The following is an 18,545-nucleotide window of genomic DNA, read 5'->3' on the forward strand; positions in this document are numbered from 1 at the left end:
GATGTGCCCTGCCGGGGCTCGGTCGAGCCTTCCAGGCGCCCCGCTAAACCCACGTGTCCAGCCACATCCGCGACCGCCAGTCGTCGATCGGGATCGCGTTGCCCGTGTACAGCGGCCAGAAGTAGATGAAGTTCCAGACGATCAGCAGCACCAGGACGCCCGCGCCCGCCGCGCCGATCACGCGCCGGACGTCGCCGGCGCCCGGGGGGCCGGCGATCGCGCCGATCAGCATGGCCACCGCCAGGCAGAGGAACGGGACGAAGACGACCGCGTAGAAGAGGAAGATCGTGCGTTCCTGGTACATGAACCAGGGCAGGTAACCGGCCGCGATGCCGCAGGCGATGGCGCCCGCGCGCCAGTCGCGGCGGAAGGCCCAGCGCCACAGGACGTAGGCGATCGCGAAGCAGGCGGCCCACCACAGCAGCGGCGTGCCGATGGCGAGGACCTCGCGGGCGCACTTCTGGCCCGCGTCCGCCGGGCAGCCGTCCACGCCGGGGGAGGGGGACTCGTAGAAGTACGAGACCGGGCGGCCCAGGACGATCCAGCTCCACGGGTTCGACTGGTACGTGTGCGGGGACGACAGGCCGACGTGGAACTTGTAGACCTCGTGCTCGTAGTGCCACAGGCTGCGCAGCCAGTCCGGCAGGAAGGTCCAGTTGCCGCCCCTGCCGTCGGTGGCCGCCCAGTTGCGGAAGTAGCCGCCGGTGCCGTCGGCCGGGGAGAGGATCCAGCCGACCCAGGAGACCAGGTAGACGACGACGGCGACGGTGGACATCGCCACCCACGAGACGACCGACTCGACCACGAACGGGAGGGAGAGCCGGTAGTCGGCACCCGCCACCTTGCGTGCGCCGACATCCCACAGGACGGTCATCACGATGAACGCTGCCAGGATGTACAAGCCGTTCCACTTCGTGCCGATCGCGAGCCCCATCAGCACGGCCGCCGCCCAGCGCCAGGGGCGCAGCCCCAGCCAGGTGGTCCTCGCGATGTACGCGTCGGGACGGACCCGGCCGTCCGCGTCGACCGGGAGCGCGGCGGCCAGTCGCGCGCGTGCTCTGTCCCGGTCGATGAGCAGACAGCCGAAGGCCGCCAGCACGAAGAACATCAGCACGCCGTCGAGCAGCGAGGTGCGGCTCATCACGAAGTGCAGCCCGTCCACCGCCATCAGCGCGCCCGCCAGACAGCCCAGGAAGGTGGAACGGAACAGCCGGCGCCCGATCCGGCACAGCAGCAGCACGCTCAGCGTGCCGAGCAGCGCCGTCATGAAGCGCCAGCCGAACGGGTTGAAGCCGAAGAGCAGCTCGCCGAACCCGATGACGTACTTGCCGACCGGCGGGTGCACGACGTACGCCGCGTCCGCCGGGATGCCGACGTGCCCGGCCTTCTGCAGGATCAGGTCGTTGGCGTTCTTGTCCCAGTTGACCTCGAAACCCCGGTGGACGAGAGCCCAGGCGTCCTTCGCGTAGTACGTCTCGTCGAATATCACCTTCTTCGGGCTGCCCAGGTGCCAGAACCGCATCAGGCCGGCCATCAGCGTCACCAGCAGTGGCCCGCCCCAGCCCGACCAGCGGGTGATCCGCTCGGCGAGCGTCCGCGGCACGCCCAGCACCAGCCACAGGCGCGGGCTGGGCTCGGCGTAGGGCGGCACCAGGCGGTCGATGACACTGACGTCACTTCTGGGCCCCGTGTAGCCGAATCGGCGCAGCCGCTGCTGCCACGACTGCCGCTGGTCGTGCGGGGCCTGGCCCTGCAGGGTGTCCGTGGAGGACGCGGTACTGGTCACCGCGCCATCGTAGGGAACCCTTCTGTGTGAGTCCCGCGCATGGGCGCTTCCGATCGGTGTGCGTTCCCTTTCCCCGGGCCCTGGGAGGATGGGAACGTGACTGGAACCCTTGTTTTGGCGGGCACCCCCATCGGCGACATCGCGGACGCGCCGCCCCGGCTCGCGGAGGAGCTCGCCGGTGCGGACGTCGTCGCCGCCGAGGACACGCGGCGGCTGCGCCGGCTGACACAGGCGCTCGGCGTCACCCCCAAGGGGCGTGTCGTGTCGTACTTCGAGGGCAACGAGTCCGCCCGGACGCCCGAGCTGGTGGAGGAGCTGCTGGGCGGCGCGCGTGTGCTCCTCGTCACGGACGCCGGGATGCCCTCGGTCTCCGACCCCGGGTACCGGCTGGTCGCCGCGGCCGTCGAGAAGGACGTCCGCGTCACCGCGGTCCCCGGACCGTCCGCCGTGCTCACCGCCCTCGCGCTGTCCGGGCTGCCCGTCGACCGGTTCTGCTTCGAGGGGTTCCTGCCGCGCAAGGCCGGGGAACGGCTGTCCCGGCTGCGCGAGGTCGCCGAGGAGCGGCGCACCCTCGTCTACTTCGAGGCCCCCCACCGGCTCGACGACACCCTCGCCGCGATGGCCGAGGTCTTCGGCGCGGAGCGGCGCGCCGCCGTCTGCCGGGAGCTGACCAAGACGTACGAGGAGGTACGGCGCGGACCGCTCGCCGAGCTGGCCGCCTGGGCGGCGGAGGGCGTACGCGGCGAGATCACCGTCGTCGTCGAGGGCGCCCCCGAGCGCGGCCCCGAGGAACTCGACGCCGAGGAGCTGGTGCGCCGGGTGCGGGTGCGCGAGGAGGCGGGGGAGCGGCGCAAGGAGGCGATCGCCGCGGTGGCCGCGGAGGCGGGACTTCCCAAGCGGGAGGTGTTCGACGCGGTCGTGGCGGCGAAGAACGCCCAGGTGCCGTAACAGGCCGGCGCCCGGCTCACATCCCCTCTGAGCAGGGCACTTCTCCTATGAGCGGGCGCCCCATGGGACGGCAAAGGGCGGTTGCGGAAGGCAAAGCCCAGACCCCGGCGCCGAGGCCGTTTTGGCAAGCAAAGTCCAAATCGCCTCCAACACTCGACAGGCCGGATGCATTCGCGCCGACACAGGCGTCCACTGGTCGAAGGGACGCACCGGTCCCTTTGTCCAGCGGACCCGAGGAGCTGGCATGAGTGAGATCGCAGGGCAGACCGGCCTCAGCGGTACGGCGAGCGCAGTCGTTCACGAGTCGTATTCCTTCGCCTGCATGCGATGCGGGCACGGCTGGGAGCAGTCGTACGCGATAGAGCACCACACGGACGCCGCCGACGGCCATGAGTTCGTCACGTACGTGGCGAACGGCAAGGTCGTGCCGTCCCCGCTGAGCCGGCCCAGCTGCCAGAACTGCGACGGCCACATCGTCCGGATCATGCGGCCGGGGCAGGTCTCGTCGGTGCACAGCGCGGCGCGGCGCAACCCCCAGGGGACGCCGTCCGAGGCCGACACCGAGACCGCGACGCCCGCGCAGGCCAGGCAGCAGCGCCACTGGCACCTGTCCGATCTCCTGCATCCGTTCCACCGCAAGGCGAGCTGAACCGGCCGCCCGGCAGCGAAGGCACGCCCCTTTCGCGGAATCGAGGTTCCGTAGGATCGGGGCATGCCTTCGAACGCCGACAAGAACGCGGCGCCGCCGCTCCCGGAGCCCCTCCGGGTGCCCGTCGCCGACTCCCACACCCACCTCGACATGCAGTCCGGCACGGTCGCGGAAGGGCTCGCGAAGGCCGCGTCGGTGGGAGTGACGACGGTCGTCCAGGTCGGCTGTGACATCAAGGGCTCGCAGTGGGCCGCGGAGACTGCCGCGGCGTACGACAGCGTCCACGCGACCGTCGCGCTGCACCCCAACGAGGCACCGCGCATCGTCCACGGCGACCCCGACGGCTGGTCCAGACAGGGCGCGCGGGTGCCGGGCGGCGACGCGGCGCTGGACGAGGCGCTCGCCGAGATCGACCGGCTGGCCGGGCTGCCCCAGGTGAAGGGCGTCGGCGAGACGGGCCTCGACTACTTCCGCACCGGGCCCGAGGGCAAGGCGGCCCAGGAGAGGTCTTTCCGCGCCCACATCGAGATCGCCAAGCGGCACGGCAAGGCGCTGGTCATCCACGACCGCGACGCCCACGCCGACGTCCTGCGCGTCCTCAAGGAGGAGGGCGCCCCCGAGCGCACCGTCTTCCACTGCTACTCGGGAGACGCCGAGATGGCCGAGGTGTGCGCCCGCGAGGGCTACTTCATGTCCTTCGCCGGGAACGTCACCTTCAAGAACGCCCAGCACCTGCGCGACGCCCTCGCCGTCGCACCGCTGGACCTGGTCCTCGTGGAGACCGACGCGCCCTTCCTGACCCCGGCGCCGTACCGCGGACGGCCCAACGCCCCGTATCTCGTTCCGGTCACGGTGCGCGCGATGGCCGCCGTGCGCGGCATCGACGAGGACGCGCTGGCGGCGGCCCTGGGCGCGAACACGGCCCGCGCCTTCGACTACTGATCGCACATCTGCGGGACAACTGTGCGTAGTTGCGTTGCTTTGGAGAGTGACGCCCGCTCCGCTAGGTTCTGGGGGCCCGATCCGGGCCCCTCTGGACCCTCTGGAGCGTGTAGGCGTGAGCAAGTCGCAGTACGAGCAGTACGAGACGTACGGCCCTGACGCCTCCGTGCACACCGCGGAGACGCTGCCCTACGGGGAGTACGACGCCACCCTGTACGAAGCCTCCCTGTACGACGCCTCCCGGTACGAAGCCTCCCTGTCCGTGGCCCCGGCGGCGGAGTCCTTCCGGTACGAGGACACCTACCGGCCGGCCTACGAACAGCGGATGCCGCCGCGCCGCGCGGGCAGGCGGGCCGCGCGCCGGCGCAGGGCGCGGTACGCCGAGCGCTCCGAGGCCGCCGTGCGCCGTCTGCTGCCACGGGCGCTCGTCGTCGTGTTCCTCGCCGGCGGCACCACCGCGTTCGTCGCCGAGGACAAGCCGATCGAGCTGACCGTCGACGGCAGGCCGCGCACCCTGCACACCTTCGCCGACGACGTGACCGGGCTGCTCGCCGAGGAGGGCGTGAACCTGGGGGCGCACGACGTGGTCATGCCCGTCCCCGGCACGACGCTCGCCGGTGGCGACGAGGTCGCGGTGCACTACGGGCGGCCCCTGCGGCTCACGATCGACGGCGACCGGCACGAGGTGTGGACGACGGCGCGCACGGTGGAAGAGGCGCTCGACGAGATGGGGGTGCGTGTGGAGGGCGCGTACCTCTCGGTTCCGCCCTCCCGGCGCATCGGCCGCGCCGGGCTCGCGCTCGACGTACGCACCGAGCGCGCCGTCACGATCATGGCGGACGGCCGGGCCCGCACCGTCCGCACCAACGCGGCGACCGTCCAGGAGGCGGTCGAGGAGGCCGGGATCACGCTGCGCGGCCAGGACACCACCTCCGTCCCGCCCGGCAGCTTCCCCCGGGACGGGCAGACGGTGACCGTGCTGCGGGTGACCGGCACGAAGGAGGTCCGGGAGGAGGCGATCCCGTTCGGTGTGACGCGGACGCAGGACTCCTCTCTGTTCCGGGGCACGGAGGTCGTCGAGCGGCACGGGCTGCCGGGGCTGCGGCGGTTCACGTACTTCGTGCGGACCGTCAACGGGGTCCGGGAGAGGCCGCGCGGGGAGCGGTCCGAGGTGGTGCGGGAGCCGCGTGCCCAGGTCGTGAAGGTGGGCACGAAGCCGCATCCGCCGTCCGTGCAGGGCGTCGACCACCTGGACTGGGACGGCCTGGCGGACTGTGAGTCCGGCGGGCGGGCACACGCGGTGGACCCCTCGGGGACGTACGGCGGGCTCTACCAGTTCGACACCCGCACCTGGCACAGCCTCGGCGGCAAGGGACGGCCGCAGGACGCGCCGGCGGAGGAGCAGACGTACCGGGCGAAGAAGCTGTACCTGCGGAGCGGGGAGAGCCCCTGGCCGCACTGCGGTGCGCGGTTGCACGGGTGAGCGCCCGGCGCCGGCGCCGAGGCCCGGGCCGGAGGGCCGGCTCCGGCCCCGTACCCTTGTCCCGTGAGCAGCCCCACTCCCGACGCCCTCCTCGGCCCCGCCGACATCCGTGAACTCGCGGCAGCGCTGGGCGTGCGTCCCACCAAGCAGCGCGGCCAGAACTTCGTGATCGACGCGAACACGGTCCGCCGTATCGTCCGCACCGCCGACGTCCGTCCGGACGACGTCGTCGTCGAGGTCGGCCCGGGGCTCGGCTCCCTCACCCTGGCCCTGCTGGAGGTCGCCGACCGCGTCACCGCCGTCGAGATCGACGACGTCCTGGCCGCCGCGCTGCCCGCGACGATCACGGCGCGCATGCCGCAGCGTGCGGAGCGGTTCGCGCTGGTCCACTCCGACGCGATGCACGTCGCCGAGCTGCCCGGCCCCGCCCCGACGGCGCTGGTCGCGAACCTGCCGTACAACGTGGCCGTCCCGGTGCTGCTGCACATGCTCGACACCTTCCCCAGCATCGAGCGGACGCTGGTGATGGTGCAGTCGGAGGTCGCCGACCGGCTCGCCGCCGCGCCCGGGAACAAGGTGTACGGCGTGCCGTCCGTGAAGGCGAACTGGTACGCCGACGTGAAGCGCGCCGGAGCGATCGGCCGCAACGTCTTCTGGCCCGCGCCGAACGTCGACAGCGGACTCGTCTCCCTCGTCCGGCGGGCCGAGCCGATCAAGACCACGGCCTCCAAGAAGGAGGTCTTCGCAGTCGTCGACGCCGCCTTCGCGCAGCGCCGCAAGACGCTGCGGGCCGCGCTCGCCGGCTGGGCCGGGTCCCCGGCCGCCGCCGAGGCCGCCCTGGTCGCCGCCGGGATCTCGCCGCAGGCGCGCGGGGAGGCCCTGACGGTCGAGGAGTTCGCCCGGATCGCCGAGAACAAGGAGGCCGGGAAGTGAGCGTCACCGTACGCGTCCCGGCCAAGGTCAACGTCCAGCTCGCGGTGGGCGCCGCCCGCCCCGACGGCTTCCACGACCTCGCCAACGTCTTCCTCGCGGTCGGCCTGTACGACGAGGTCACCGTCACCCCCGCCGACGAGCTCCGCGTCACCTGCGAGGGCCCGGACGCCGCCCAGGTCCCGCTGGACCGCACCAATCTCGCCGCGCGCGCCGCGATCGCGCTCGCCGGGCGCCGGGGCATCGACCCGGCCGTGCACCTCCACATCGCCAAGGACATCCCGGTCGCCGGCGGCATGGCGGGCGGCAGCGCCGACGGCGCGGGCGCGCTGCTGGCCTGCAACACCCTGTGGAACGCCGGCGCCTCCCGCGCCGAACTCCTCGCCATCTGCGCCGACCTCGGCAGCGACGTGCCGTTCAGCCTGGTCGGCGGCGCCGCCCTCGGCGTCGGGCGTGGCGAGCAGCTGACCGCCCTCGACGTCGGCGGCACCTTCCACTGGGTCTTCGCGATGGCCGAGCGCGGCCTGTCCACCCCGGCGGTCTTCCGCGAGTTCGACCGGCTGGCCGAGGGGCGGGAGATCCCGGAGCCGGTGGCCTCCGCCGACCTCCTGGACGCCCTCGCGAAGGGCGACCCGGACGCGCTGGCGGCGGCCGTCACCAACGACCTCCAGCCCGCCGCTCTCTCCCTCTTCCCCGAGCTGGCGGACACGCTCGCGGCCGGTCGCGGGGCGGGCGCACTGGCGGCGCTGGTCTCCGGCTCCGGCCCTACGACGGCCTTCCTCACACGCGACACCGAGTCGGCGGAGAAGGTGGCGGCGGCGCTGCGGGCATCCGGCACGTGCAGGACGGTACGGACGGCGGCGGGGCCGGTATCGGGGGCGACGGTGCTCTGAGATGACGTTCGGGCTCAGAGGTCGTCGATGGCGGTCAGGTCGATGTCGATGGGGTAGGGCTTCTCGACCTTGAGGCGGTCGCGGTGCATGCCTGCATAGACGTACACCCTGGTCACCGGGTCAAGTTCGTAGACGTGGATAACAGGCCTGCCGGTGATTCCGTCCTGCTCGACGCGCCAGAAGTTCGGGATCCCGGCAGCGGCGTACTTCTGTGGCTTGGCCGTGCGGTCGAGGGAAGCCGAGTCCGGTGAGACGACTTCCACGGCCAGGAGGACGTCCTTGGCCTGGAAGCTGACCTGGTCCAGCCCTCTGCACGCGTCGGCCCGGGTCACGGTGACATCCGGTTCGGGACCGTTGCGCTCGTCGAGGATGACGGTCGTCTGCCGACTGACCTTGAACTCGGCCGGTCGGCTGGCACGAAGGCCGCCCACCAGCAGGTCGACCCCGACGGAGTGGTACGAGGACTGCGGATGCGTGAGTACCAGGGTCCCGTCGATCAGCTGGATGTGCGGCGGGAGGTCGGGCAGCGTGAGCAGGTCGTCCACGTTATAGCCGTCCTTTTGGGGCGACACGTGCCAGTGGCTGTGCTGCGACACGGATTCGGACTCGTATTCGGTCGTGACTCCACCCGCGCGTAAACGCGAGGGCTTCCTGGATCGCTGGCTAAGCAGCGTCGCAGAGGGCCAGCCCGGCCCTGTTGAGGATGTTCAGAGCGCCGACATGGTCCGCGTTTGCGGTGAAGCGGCACGCCGCGCATTCGAACTTCGCTTGGGTGACGCGGTTCTCCTTCGCGACGTGCCCGCAGTTGGGGCAGGTACGGGAGGTGTTGCGGGGGTCCACTGCGATGACGGTCCGACCGGCGCTTTCAGCCTTGTTGGTGAGGATCGCGAGGAACACCCCCCAACCCGTGTCAAGAATCGACCTGTTGAGCCCGGCTTTTGCGGCCCTCTGGTTTGGGAGGAAGACGCCAGGCTGTTCGGGGTCGGGCTTGGGTACGGGCACTTTGGTCATGCCCGCGGTGTTCAGCCGTTCGTGGGCGATCACTTCGTGGTCGCGGACAAGCATGAGAGCGGTCTTGTGCGCGTGGTCCAGGCGCTGGCGCCGGATCCTCGCGTGGATCCTGGCAACCTTCCGCGCGGCGGCACGGTGCTTCTTTGTGCGCTGCTTGGTGTGCTTGGGGAACGTCGCCAGATGCCGCTGTGCTTCGGCGAGCTCCTCGGCCGCTTTTCGGAGGAAGCGGGGGTTGGCGATGTGTTCGCCGTCCGAGGTGGTCAGGAAGTGGGTGATGCCCATATCGATGCCGATGACCGCGTCCGCATGTGGCAGAGGTTCGGCGGGAACGTTGTCGCAGGACAGGACGACGTACCAGCGTCTTCCCTCGCGTTTGACCGCGACCGTCTTCACTCGCCCTTTGACCGGGCGATGCTGATGAACGCGGATGTGTCCGATGCCCTGGAGACGCACCCGGGTCTGCGGATCGTGCGGGGTGGAGTTCCAGCGACAGCCGTCGCCGTCCCTGGGGAAGACGACAGTGTCGAAGTGTCCAGTGCCTTTGAAGCGCGGGTATCCGGGTGTTGCGCCGTTCTTCACACGGCGGAAAAAGGCGGCGAACGCCCTGTCGAGGCGGCGCAGCGTGGCCTGCTGGGAGGAGAAGGACCAGCGACCCTGGCGCTCCGGGTCGAAAGCGCGGATCTCCTTCAGCTGCGCGGACTGGCCGCCGTACGTGATGCTCGTCTTCGAGGTGTGCTGGTAGGCGTCCCGGCGCTCCTGGAGCGCGCCGTTGTAGAGGGAGCAGTGGTCGGCCAGCATCTCGGGAAGCGTCTGGGCCTGACGGGCTGTGGGGCGAAGAAGGAACTTGTACGCGCGGATCACGTCTGCTCCTCCTTCTGCTTCGTTCTCGGTCACCACCGATCATGCATTTCATGCACGCGCACAGCCCTGGGAACCGGCCAGCGTTCACCCCGTGGAGGGACACCCTGACGAATCACGGCCAACTAATCAGCGGTTGGAGACCCGATCATGTCATCACAAAGGGTGACCACCCCCTCGCGCCCCGCCACCCCCGCCGCAGGCCCTACGCTTGAAGGCTGACCGACCCCCGTACGCAGGAGTGAAATGGCCGTCAACCTGGTCAATGTCGAGAACGTCAGCAAGGTGTACGGCACCCGTGCCCTGCTGGACGGCGTCTCACTCGGCGTGTCGGAAGGGGACCGGATCGGGGTCGTCGGACGCAACGGCGACGGCAAGACCACCCTGATCCGGATGCTCGCCAAGCTGGAGGAGGCCGACACCGGGCGTGTCACGCACTCCGGCGGGCTGCGGCTCGGCGTGCTCACGCAGCACGACTCCCTCGACCCCGAGGCCACCGTCCGTCACGAGGTCATCGGCGACATGGCCGACCACGAGTGGGCGGGCAACGCCAAGGTCAGAGACGTACTGACCGGGCTCTTCGGCGGCCTCGACCTGCCGGGCTTCCCCAAGGGCCTCGACACCGTCATCGGACCGCTGTCCGGTGGAGAGCGGCGCCGTATCGCGCTGGCCAAGCTGCTCATCGAGGAGCAGGACATGCTCGTCCTCGACGAGCCCACCAACCACCTCGACGTCGAGGGCATCTCCTGGCTCGCCAAGCACCTGCAGAACCGCCGCTCGGCGCTGGTCTGCGTGACGCACGACCGGTGGTTCCTGGACCAGGTCTGCACCCGCATGTGGGACGTGCAGCGCGGCGACGTCTACGAGTACGAGGGCGGCTACTCCGACTACGTCTTCGCCCGCGCGGAGCGTGAGCGCATCGCCGCCACCGAGGAGACCAAGCGGCAGAACCTGGTCAGGAAGGAGCTGGCCTGGCTGCGCCGCGGCGCCCCGGCCCGTACCTCCAAGCCGCGCTTCCGCGTCGAGGCCGCCAACGAGCTGATCAAGGACGTGCCGCCGCCCCGGGACAGCAGCGAGCTGATGAAGTTCGCCTCGTCGCGACTCGGCAAGACCGTCTTCGACCTCGAGAACGTCAGCGTGAACGCCGGCCCCAAGGAGCTGCTCAAGCACGTCACCTGGCAGCTCGGCCCCGGCGACCGGATCGGCCTCGTCGGTGTCAACGGCGCCGGCAAGACCTCCCTGCTGCGCGCCATGGCCGACGCGGCACGGACGGAGGGCGAGGCGCAGCCCGCGGGCGGCCGCGTGACCGTCGGCAAGACCGTGAAGCTCGCCTACCTCTCCCAGGAGGTGGGGGAACTCGACCCCAACCTGCGCGTCCTGGAGGCGGTCCAGCAGGTGCGCGAGCGCGTCGACCTCGGCAAGGGGCGCGAGATGACGGCGGGTCAGCTGTGCGAGACGTTCGGCTTCAACAAGGAGAAGCAGTGGACGCCGGTGGGGGACCTGTCCGGTGGTGAGCGGCGCCGCCTCCAGCTGCTGCGGCTGCTGATGGACGAGCCCAACGTCCTCTTCCTCGACGAGCCCACCAACGACCTCGACATCGAGACCCTCACCCAGCTGGAGGACGTCCTCGACGGCTGGCCCGGTTCGATGATCGTCATCTCCCACGACCGGTTCTTCGTCGAGCGCACCACCGACCGGGTGTTCGCCCTCCTCGGTGACGCCGCCCTGCGGATGCTGCCGCGCGGCATCGACGAGTACCTGGAGCGGCGGCAGCGGATGGAGGAGGCGGTCGCCGCCTCGGCCGCCGCCGCGGCACCCAGGGCCGCCGCTCCGGAGAAGAGCGCCGCCGACCAGCGCGCCGCCAAGAAGGAGCTCCAGAAGATCGAGCGCCAGCTGGACCGGATCTCCGAGAAGGAGACCAAGCTGCACGCCCAAATCGCGGAGAACGCGACGGACTTCGCGAAGGTCGCCGAACTCGACTCCGAGCTGCGGGACTTGGCCGGCGAGCGGGAGGACCTGGAGCTGCGGTGGCTGGAACTGGCGGAGGACGCCTGACCTTTGGCGTATCTCGCGCAGGGGGCGCGAGCGCCGCGTGGAGGGGGCGTGAAGGCGCATAACAACGGCATCACGGGCCGGTTCTCCCTTGGGAACAGGGGCGGGCACGGCCCCGTGTGCTGTCTGTGCCGAGTGATACAAAGAGCCGTCTGAGAACTTTCTGAGTACGACCTTGGGTCCTTCACGAACCTCAGGGCGTGGCTAAAAATCAGTGAACGAGGGGGAAGAACGCTGATGTCCCAGCCGCCCAACCAACCGCCGCAGCAAGGTGGTTCCGGAGCGCCGCAGGACCAGCCGCCACAGGGCGGTGGCTTCGGAGCCCCGCAGCCACCGCCCGCGCAGGGAGGTTTCGGAGCTCCCCAGGCCGTTCCACAGCCCGCTCCCCCTGCTCCCCAGGGCACCCCCGCTCCCCCTCCGCCGCCCGTCCAGCCGCCCCAGCAGCCGCAGCCGGGTTACGGCTACCCGCAGCAGCCCGGCCCCTACGACCAGCCCGGCCCCTACGCCCAGCCGGGTCCCTATGGCGCCCCCGGCCCGTACGGGCAGCCGCAGCAGCAGGGGCCGTACGGACAGCAGCCCGGTTACGGCTACCCGCAGCAGCCGCAGTACCCGGGCGCGCCCGGCACCCCGCCGCCCGGCGGTTCCGGTGGCCCCTTCAAGGGGAAGCCCGCGGTGATCATCGGGGCCGCGGTGGCGGCGCTGCTGGTCGTCGGCGGGACCGTGTACGCGGTTGCCGGCAACGACGGCGGCAAGAAGAAGCCGGTCGCCGAGCAGAGCGACGACTCCAAGTCCACGGGCTCCACCGACCCGGTCAACCCCGGTGACGGCAGCGGTGACGGCGGCTCGGACCCGGACAACCTCAACAAGGGCCGCAAGGCCGGCGAGGCCAAGGTGCTCTGGTACAAGTCGGCGCCGGACGCGCCCGGTTCCGGCGCCGACGCGCCCGGCATGTGGATCACCGGCAGGACGGCGGTGAAGGCGGCGTACAAGCAGGTCTTCGGCTACCGCGTCGGCGACGGTGACCCGGCCTGGGCCCCGGTCACCTTCCCGCAGAAGATCTGCGCGGTCACCCCGCTGAAGTCGGCCGACAACAAGGTCGTCGTGGCGTACATGAGCGGTACCAGCGACCGCGCCAAGTGCAACCAGCTCCAGCAGATCGACCTCGACACGGGCAAGAAGGGCTGGAGCGGCACGGTCGCCGACGGCGCGCTCTTCGACAGCACGATCACGGTCGAGCTGGCCATCGCAGGCAAGACGCTGATGGTGGGCCGCTCGCAGTCGGGCACGGCGTACGACCTCGACAGCGGCAAGAAGCTGTACGACAAGAAGAGGTACGGCACCGACTGCTTCCCGACCGCGTTCGCGGGCGGCACGAACCGTCTGATCTCCGTGGCCTCCTGCGACGCCACCGGCAGCAACGAGCACGACGAGATCCAGGAGCTCGACCCGGCCACCGGCAAGGTCAGGTGGACCCAGCCGGTGAAGAAGGGCTGGACAGTGGCGCGGACCTACTCCGTCGACCCGCTCGTGGTCTACCTGACCAACGAGGACAAGAAGGCCTGGAACATCTCCACCTTCACCGCCGCCGGCAAGTTCCGCTCGGAGGTCGGCGTCGACGAGCACTTCGCCCCCCAGTGCGGCTGGGCCGTCCTCGATCGCGACCTCCAGGGCTGCCAGGGCGTCGCCGTCGACGCGGGCACCCTCTATCTGCCCACCGAGTCCACCAGCGGTGCCAACGAGATCGTCGCGATCAGCCTTGCGAACGGCAAGGAGAAGTGGCGCGTGAAGTCCCCCGCGGACGAGTCGATGACGCCCGTCAAGGTGGAGGGCGGAAAGCTCATCGCCTACGTCCGTCCGTCGTACGACGCGGGCGGCCAGGTCGTGTCGATCCCGACGACCGGCGCCGGCCACAAGCCGACGAAGCTGCTGCAGCACCCGCAGGGCACCGCGGACATCGAGGACGGCTTCTACGACGGTGCCGTCGACTGGGCCGACGGACGCTTCTACATCTCCTCCACCCGGCTGTCCGGCAACGACGACACGAAGGAGAAGCTGATGCTTGCCTTCGGCAAGTGAGCCTTCCCCAGACCTTCCCGTCGTCCCCGCCGTTCCGAGCGTTCTCCGAGGTACACCTGCCATGACCCAGCCGCCGCCTCCGCCCAACCAGCCTCCGCAACAGGGCGGTTTCGGCCCGCCCCAGGACCAGCCGCCGCAGCAGCCGCCCGCCCCGGGATACGGCTACCCGCAGACGCCCCCGCCGCCCGGCTACGGATATCCCCAGGCCCCGCAGGGCGCCCCCCAGCCGCCCCCGGGATACGGCTACCCCGGCCCGCAGCCGAACCCGTACGCTCAGCCGAACCCGTACGCTCAGCCGAACCCGTACGGCCCGCAGCCCGGTCAGCCGGGCGGCGGCGGGCGGAAGGCCAACGCCTCGCTCGTCATCATCGTCTCGGCCCTCGTCGTGATCGCCCTGATCGTCGGCGGTGGCGTCTGGTACGCGAAGTCGTCCGCCGACGGCGGCACGAAGCACGACACCGCGGGCTCCAGCGGCGGCACCGGCGGCGGAGGGGGCACGTCCTCGGGCGGCAAGGAGAAGGTGCCCTCCGACACCGCCTCCAAGGTCCTCTTCCGCGTCCCGCTGCCCAAGACGAACGACACGGTCGTCACCGCCGGCTCCTGGCTCACCGACAAGGTGTACGCCAAGAGCGGTATAGCCCAGATCAACGGCTACGACCCCGACAAGGGGGGCAAGCTGTGGACGGTCAAGCTGCCCGGCCCGGTCTGCGCCGTCACCGACCACGTCACCTCGGACCACCGGACGGCGATCGTCTTCCAGCCGAAGATGCCCGCGAAGAACTCCACCGCGGGGTGCAGCCAGGTCGCGGCGATCGACCTCGACGCGGGCAAGAAGCTGTGGACGCAGTCGGTCGACGCAGGTGACTACCCGATCAGTTTCGAGAACGTGACGGTCGCCCAGCGGACCGTCGCGGTCGGCAGCACCAACGGCGGTGCCGCCTTCGACGTCGACTCCGGCAAGGTGCTGTGGCAGCCGAAGCCGACCGACACCTGCTACGACGCCGGGTACGGCGGCGGCGAGAAGCTGGTGGCGGTGCGCAAGTGCGGTAAGTACGACAACCAGCAGCTGCACATCCAGACCATCGACCCGAAGTCCGGGAAGGTGATCTCCGAGTACAAGATGGCGTCGGGCATCGAGTACGCCAGTGTCGTGTCGACGGATCCGCTGGTGGTGGCCGCCGACGTCGGCGACAGCGCGGGCGACGGCAGCGGCATCTCGGACTACTTCTCCATCGACAACAGGACCGGCAGGCTGCGCACCAGGATCTCGGCGCCCGGTGACTCCTACGGCGGCCGCTGCGACGGCATCTCCCGCATCGAGTTCTGCAAGCAGATCGTGGTCGGCAACGACAGTCTGTACGTGCCGACCGAGGAGCACGACAGCAGCGGGGAGTACGGCAAGACCAACGAGATCGTGGCGTTCGACCTGGGCACCGGCAAGCAGACCGGCCAGCGCGCCGACGCCGGTGACGGCTACACGATCTCCCCGCTGCGCATGGACGGCGGCAACCTGATCGCGTACAAGTCCCCGCCGTACGACAAGGGCGGCCAGATCGTCAGCATCGACGGCGGCTCCTTCAAGGAGACCGGGCTGCTGGAGAACCCGGCCACCGAGGAGGTGCGGAAACTGGAATCCGGCATGCTGCCGGATTCCGCGGAGATCCTCTACGCGCAGGGGCGTCTTTACATGGCGGGGACCTACGCCCACAAGATGGACTCGTACTCCAACGCGTACCTGGCGGTCGGGTTCGGCGCGGGCGGCTGATCGCGCGCCCCTTCCTGCTCCTGGCCGCCGGCCCCGTCCCTGTTCAGGGGCGGGGCCGTGCGCGTACCGCTCATCACCCTCGAATGCCGGAAATTCCGTCGATCCGGGGCACTTCTCATCAGTAGGGGCAGCGCGACGTCGAACAAGCGTGTAGCTTCCGGGGGCATGAAGGGCGGGGGTGCCGGGGGGCCCTCTGTCCATGGGGACCAGTGGGCATCCATAGTGGGGCATCCATTGGGGGGACTGGGGGGTTGCTCTATGGGAGTGCGGCTCATGGTGGTCGACGACCACCGGTTGCTGGCGGAGGCGCTGGCCTCGGCGCTGAAGCTGCGCGGGCACCGGGTGCTCGCGGCGGCTGCTCCGGCCGCGGGGGCGGCGGAGCTGGTGATCAGCCGTGCGCCCGAGGTCTGCCTGCTGGGCACGGCGGCACCGGCCGAGCCGGGGGCTTTCGACCCGGTGGTGCGGATCAAGCGGGAGCGTCCGCAGGTCGCGGTGCTGGTCCTGGGTCCGGTGCCGTCCCCGCGCGGGATCGCGGCCGCCTTCGCGGCCGGCGCGTCGGGGTACGTGCGTCACGACGAGCGGATAGAAGGGGTCGAGCGGGCGATCATGAAGGCCAGGGCCGGCGAGGCGGCCGTCGCCCCGCAGCTGTTGCAGGGAGCCTTCAGTGAGCTTCTCAACCCCGCCGCCCAGCCCGACGACGAGGGCCAGCGCCTGCTGCAGATGCTCACCCCACGGGAGGTCGAGGTCCTGGTCAGGGTCGCCGACGGCGAGGACACCCGGCTGATCGCGGCCGGTATGGGCATCGCCCCGAGCACCGCCCGTACGCATGTGCAGCGTGTCCTGATGAAACTGGGGGTCGGCTCCCGGCTGGAGGCGGCGGCGCTGGCGGCCCGGACGGGGCTGCTGGACAGGGCGGGACCGGTGACGAACGCGACGGCTTTGCGCCCGGACGCGTAGGAACGCGGTTCTCTCGTGCCGACGGGGCCGGAGTACCGGTACTCCGGCCCCGGGCGTCATTCGGTCGGCCTGTCCTCCGGTTCGGCGGCCGGGAGCGGCGGAGGCGTGGGCCGCAGCTTCAGCCAGGCCAGGAAGAACAGGCCGAGCAGCAGCATGCCGATGCCGGTCCACAGGTTGATGTTGACGCCCTCGGCCTTGGCGATCTCGGCGTCGGAGGCGGTGAGGCCGGCGACGGTGACGATGACGCCGTAGACGACGAACAGGACGCCGATGATGCGGCGCAGGTCGAAGATGCGGGCGGCGGTCGTGGACTGGTGCTCCAGCTCGGTGACTTCCCGCTGGACGTCCTTCTCGGAGTACCCGGGGTGTCCGGGGTACTCCGGGTGCCCGGAGTGCTGGGGGTGTTCGGGGTGGTCGGACATGGTTTCTCCATCCTCCCGCGGTCAGAACGAGAACGGGATGTAGCAGGCGGCGGCCAGGATCACCGCGCCCCAGCCCAGCAGGGCCGGCTTGCGGTACCAGGCGTCGTCGCCGGCGGCGGGCGGCTCGGCCATCCCGGGGGACCGGGTGCCGTAGACGAGGCCTTCCAGCTCGTCGGCCGGCTTCGGCGCGGTGAACAGGGAGACGAGGAACATGACCACCGCGCCGGCGACGAAGCCCGCGATCGCGGAGACGAAATTGGCGCCCTGGTCGGTGGGGATGCCGATGATCCCGTTCTTGTAGATCACGAAGTAGTTGACCATCGCCGTGACCGTGCCGGCGAGCAGTCCCCAGAAGCCGGACTTCGCGGACGCCCGCTTCCAGAACATGCCGACGATGAAGACGACGAACATCGGCACGTTGAAGAAGGAGAACAGGGTCTGCAGGTAGGCCATGATGTTCGAGAACGAGGAAGCCAGGAACGCCGTGCCGACGGAGGCCGCGACGCCGATCGCGGTGATCAGGCGGCCGAAGCGGACGTAGTACGCGTCCTCGCGGTGCCGCACGACGTACTTCGCCCAGATGTCGTTGGTGAACACCGTGTTGAAGGACGACACGTTGGCCGCCATGCCGGCCATGAACGCGGCCAGCAGGCCGGTCACCGCGATGCCGAGCACGCCGTTGGGCAGCAGCTCCTGCATCAGGTAGGGGATGGCGTCGTTGTACTGGAGAGGGGAGCCCTTGGTGCCGATGTTCGGCACCAGCGCGGCGGCGACCAGGCCCGGGATCATCACCAGGAAGACGATGAAGATCTTCGGGTACGCGGCGATCAGCGGTGTGCGCTGCGCGGCCGAGAGGTTCTTCGCGGACAGGGCGCGCTGCACCTCGGCGAAGTTGGTCGTCCAGTAGCCGAAGGACAGCACGAAGCCCAGGCCGACGACGATGGTCAGCCAGTTCGCGCCGAGCGGGTTGGGACTGCCGATGCCCGTGCCGCCCCACGCGGTGACGAAGTCATGGCCGTGCAGGACGGTGAGCCTGTCGGTCAGCCCGCTCCAGCCGCCGACCTTCTTCAGGCCGAGCACGGAGATCGGGATGAGGGCCGCCAGGATCACGAAGAACTGGAGCACCTCGTTGTAGATCGCCGAGGACAGGCCGCCGAGGGTGATGTAGGCGAGCACGAAGAAGCCGGCGACCACGATCGCCACCCACTGCGGCCAGCCCAGCAGCGCCTCGACCACGATCGCGAGGGCGTACAGGTTCACACCGGCGATCAGGATCGCCGCGAAGGCGAACAGGATCGAACTCAGCAGGTGGGCCCACCTGTCGAAGCGGAGCAGCAGGAACTCGGGGACCGAGCGGACCTTGCTGCCGTAGTAGAAGGGCATCATCACCAGGCCGAGGAAGACCATGGCGGGGATGGCGCCGATCCAGTACCAGTGGACGGTGTAGGCGCCGTACTGCGCGCTGTTGGCTGCCATGCCCAGGATCTCGGTGGCGGCCAGGTTGGCCGAGATGAACGCGAGACCGGTGATCCAGGCGGGCAGGGAGCGCCCGGAGAGGAAGAAGTCGAGGCTGGTCTTCACCGAGCGGCGGGCCGCGAAGCCGATGCCCAGGACGACGGCGAAGTAGATCGCGAGGATCGTGTAGTCCAGCCCGTTCGTGGGGAGCCGCAGCACGGCTGCCAACTGCTCGGGGGCCTGCCTGAGGGCATATGTGGTGATTTGCACTCCGTTATTGAACACGTCCGCTCAGCCACCTTGTTTGATTGCGATGTT

At 70.2% G+C, this 18,545-nt stretch carries 15 protein-coding genes; 10 read left to right on the forward strand and 5 right to left on the reverse strand.

Annotated features, from left to right (window positions below):
- Positions 1 to 43: 43 nt before the first annotated feature.
- On the reverse strand, positions 44 to 1,786 hold the full coding sequence (locus ACIPSA_RS17170) for a dolichyl-phosphate-mannose--protein mannosyltransferase (protein WP_402634999.1): 1,743 nt from the start codon (positions 1,784 to 1,786) through the stop codon (positions 44 to 46).
- A gap of 96 nt (positions 1,787 to 1,882) precedes the next feature.
- Here ACIPSA_RS17170 and rsmI point away from each other — a divergent pair, with 96 nt between their 5' ends.
- From rsmI to ACIPSA_RS17200, 6 genes are all read left to right on the forward strand, one after another.
- A complete protein-coding gene (gene rsmI, locus ACIPSA_RS17175) occupies positions 1,883 to 2,734 on the forward strand; it encodes a 16S rRNA (cytidine(1402)-2'-O)-methyltransferase (RefSeq protein ID WP_402635001.1) in 852 nt (283 codons plus the stop codon).
- Positions 2,735 to 2,978: 244 nt separating this feature from the next.
- Complete coding sequence (locus ACIPSA_RS17180) at positions 2,979 to 3,383, forward strand: hypothetical protein (RefSeq protein WP_402635004.1); 405 nt, start codon at positions 2,979 to 2,981, stop codon at positions 3,381 to 3,383.
- 63 nt (positions 3,384 to 3,446) lie between these two features.
- A complete protein-coding gene (locus ACIPSA_RS17185; RefSeq protein ID WP_402635007.1) occupies positions 3,447 to 4,325 on the forward strand; it encodes a TatD family hydrolase in 879 nt (292 codons plus the stop codon).
- Between the two features lie 115 nt (positions 4,326 to 4,440).
- Positions 4,441 to 5,808: a ubiquitin-like domain-containing protein gene (locus ACIPSA_RS17190; protein WP_402635010.1), complete on the forward strand. Its 1,368-nt coding sequence runs from the start codon at positions 4,441 to 4,443 to the stop codon at positions 5,806 to 5,808.
- Positions 5,809 to 5,871: 63 nt separating this feature from the next.
- Complete coding sequence (gene rsmA, locus ACIPSA_RS17195; RefSeq protein WP_402635013.1) at positions 5,872 to 6,741, forward strand: 16S rRNA (adenine(1518)-N(6)/adenine(1519)-N(6))-dimethyltransferase RsmA; 870 nt, start codon at positions 5,872 to 5,874, stop codon at positions 6,739 to 6,741.
- Positions 6,738 to 7,631: a 4-(cytidine 5'-diphospho)-2-C-methyl-D-erythritol kinase gene (locus ACIPSA_RS17200; protein WP_402635016.1), complete on the forward strand. Its 894-nt coding sequence runs from the start codon at positions 6,738 to 6,740 to the stop codon at positions 7,629 to 7,631. Before rsmA ends, ACIPSA_RS17200 begins: the two co-directional genes overlap by 4 nt.
- Before the next feature lie 14 nt (positions 7,632 to 7,645).
- Here ACIPSA_RS17200 and ACIPSA_RS17205 read toward each other — a convergent pair whose 3' ends face one another.
- Both ACIPSA_RS17205 and ACIPSA_RS17210 read right to left on the reverse strand, forming a co-directional pair.
- Positions 7,646 to 8,176, reverse strand: a complete 531-nt coding sequence (locus tag ACIPSA_RS17205) for a Uma2 family endonuclease (RefSeq protein ID WP_402635018.1) — start codon at positions 8,174 to 8,176, stop codon at positions 7,646 to 7,648.
- A 118-nt stretch (positions 8,177 to 8,294) separates the two neighbouring features.
- Positions 8,295 to 9,503, reverse strand: coding sequence for an RNA-guided endonuclease InsQ/TnpB family protein (locus tag ACIPSA_RS17210; protein WP_402635021.1), 1,209 nt, complete (start codon positions 9,501 to 9,503; stop codon positions 8,295 to 8,297).
- A gap of 243 nt (positions 9,504 to 9,746) precedes the next feature.
- On the opposite strand from ACIPSA_RS17210, the gene ACIPSA_RS17215 reads away from it, so the two are divergent.
- The 4 genes from ACIPSA_RS17215 to ACIPSA_RS17230 all read left to right on the forward strand — a co-directional run bounded on the left by ACIPSA_RS17215 (position 9,747) and on the right by ACIPSA_RS17230 (position 16,350).
- Complete coding sequence (locus tag ACIPSA_RS17215) at positions 9,747 to 11,555, forward strand: ABC-F family ATP-binding cassette domain-containing protein (protein ID WP_402635023.1); 1,809 nt, start codon at positions 9,747 to 9,749, stop codon at positions 11,553 to 11,555.
- 234 nt (positions 11,556 to 11,789) lie between these two features.
- On the forward strand, positions 11,790 to 13,628 hold the full coding sequence (locus ACIPSA_RS17220) for a PQQ-binding-like beta-propeller repeat protein (RefSeq protein ID WP_402635025.1): 1,839 nt from the start codon (positions 11,790 to 11,792) through the stop codon (positions 13,626 to 13,628).
- A 61-nt stretch (positions 13,629 to 13,689) separates the two neighbouring features.
- Positions 13,690 to 15,393 carry a PQQ-binding-like beta-propeller repeat protein gene (locus ACIPSA_RS17225; RefSeq protein ID WP_402635027.1) on the forward strand — a complete coding sequence of 568 codons (1,704 nt, stop codon included), beginning with the start codon at positions 13,690 to 13,692 and terminating at the stop codon, positions 15,391 to 15,393.
- A 258-nt stretch (positions 15,394 to 15,651) separates the two neighbouring features.
- Positions 15,652 to 16,350, forward strand: a complete 699-nt coding sequence (locus tag ACIPSA_RS17230) for a LuxR C-terminal-related transcriptional regulator (RefSeq protein WP_402635030.1) — start codon at positions 15,652 to 15,654, stop codon at positions 16,348 to 16,350.
- Between the two features lie 56 nt (positions 16,351 to 16,406).
- Here ACIPSA_RS17230 and ACIPSA_RS17235 read toward each other — a convergent pair whose 3' ends face one another.
- Together ACIPSA_RS17235 and ACIPSA_RS17240 are read right to left on the reverse strand one after the other, a co-directional pair.
- Complete coding sequence (locus ACIPSA_RS17235) at positions 16,407 to 16,772, reverse strand: hypothetical protein (RefSeq protein WP_402635033.1); 366 nt, start codon at positions 16,770 to 16,772, stop codon at positions 16,407 to 16,409.
- Between the two features lie 21 nt (positions 16,773 to 16,793).
- The gene (locus ACIPSA_RS17240) at positions 16,794 to 18,491 is read right to left on the reverse strand and encodes a sodium:solute symporter family protein (protein WP_402635452.1); all 1,698 of its coding nucleotides are present in this window, start codon (positions 18,489 to 18,491) and stop codon (positions 16,794 to 16,796) included.
- Positions 18,492 to 18,545 lie beyond the last annotated feature (54 nt).

Source organism: Streptomyces sp. NPDC086549 (assembly GCF_044746205.1).
Taxonomy (GTDB): domain Bacteria; phylum Actinomycetota; class Actinomycetes; order Streptomycetales; family Streptomycetaceae; genus Streptomyces.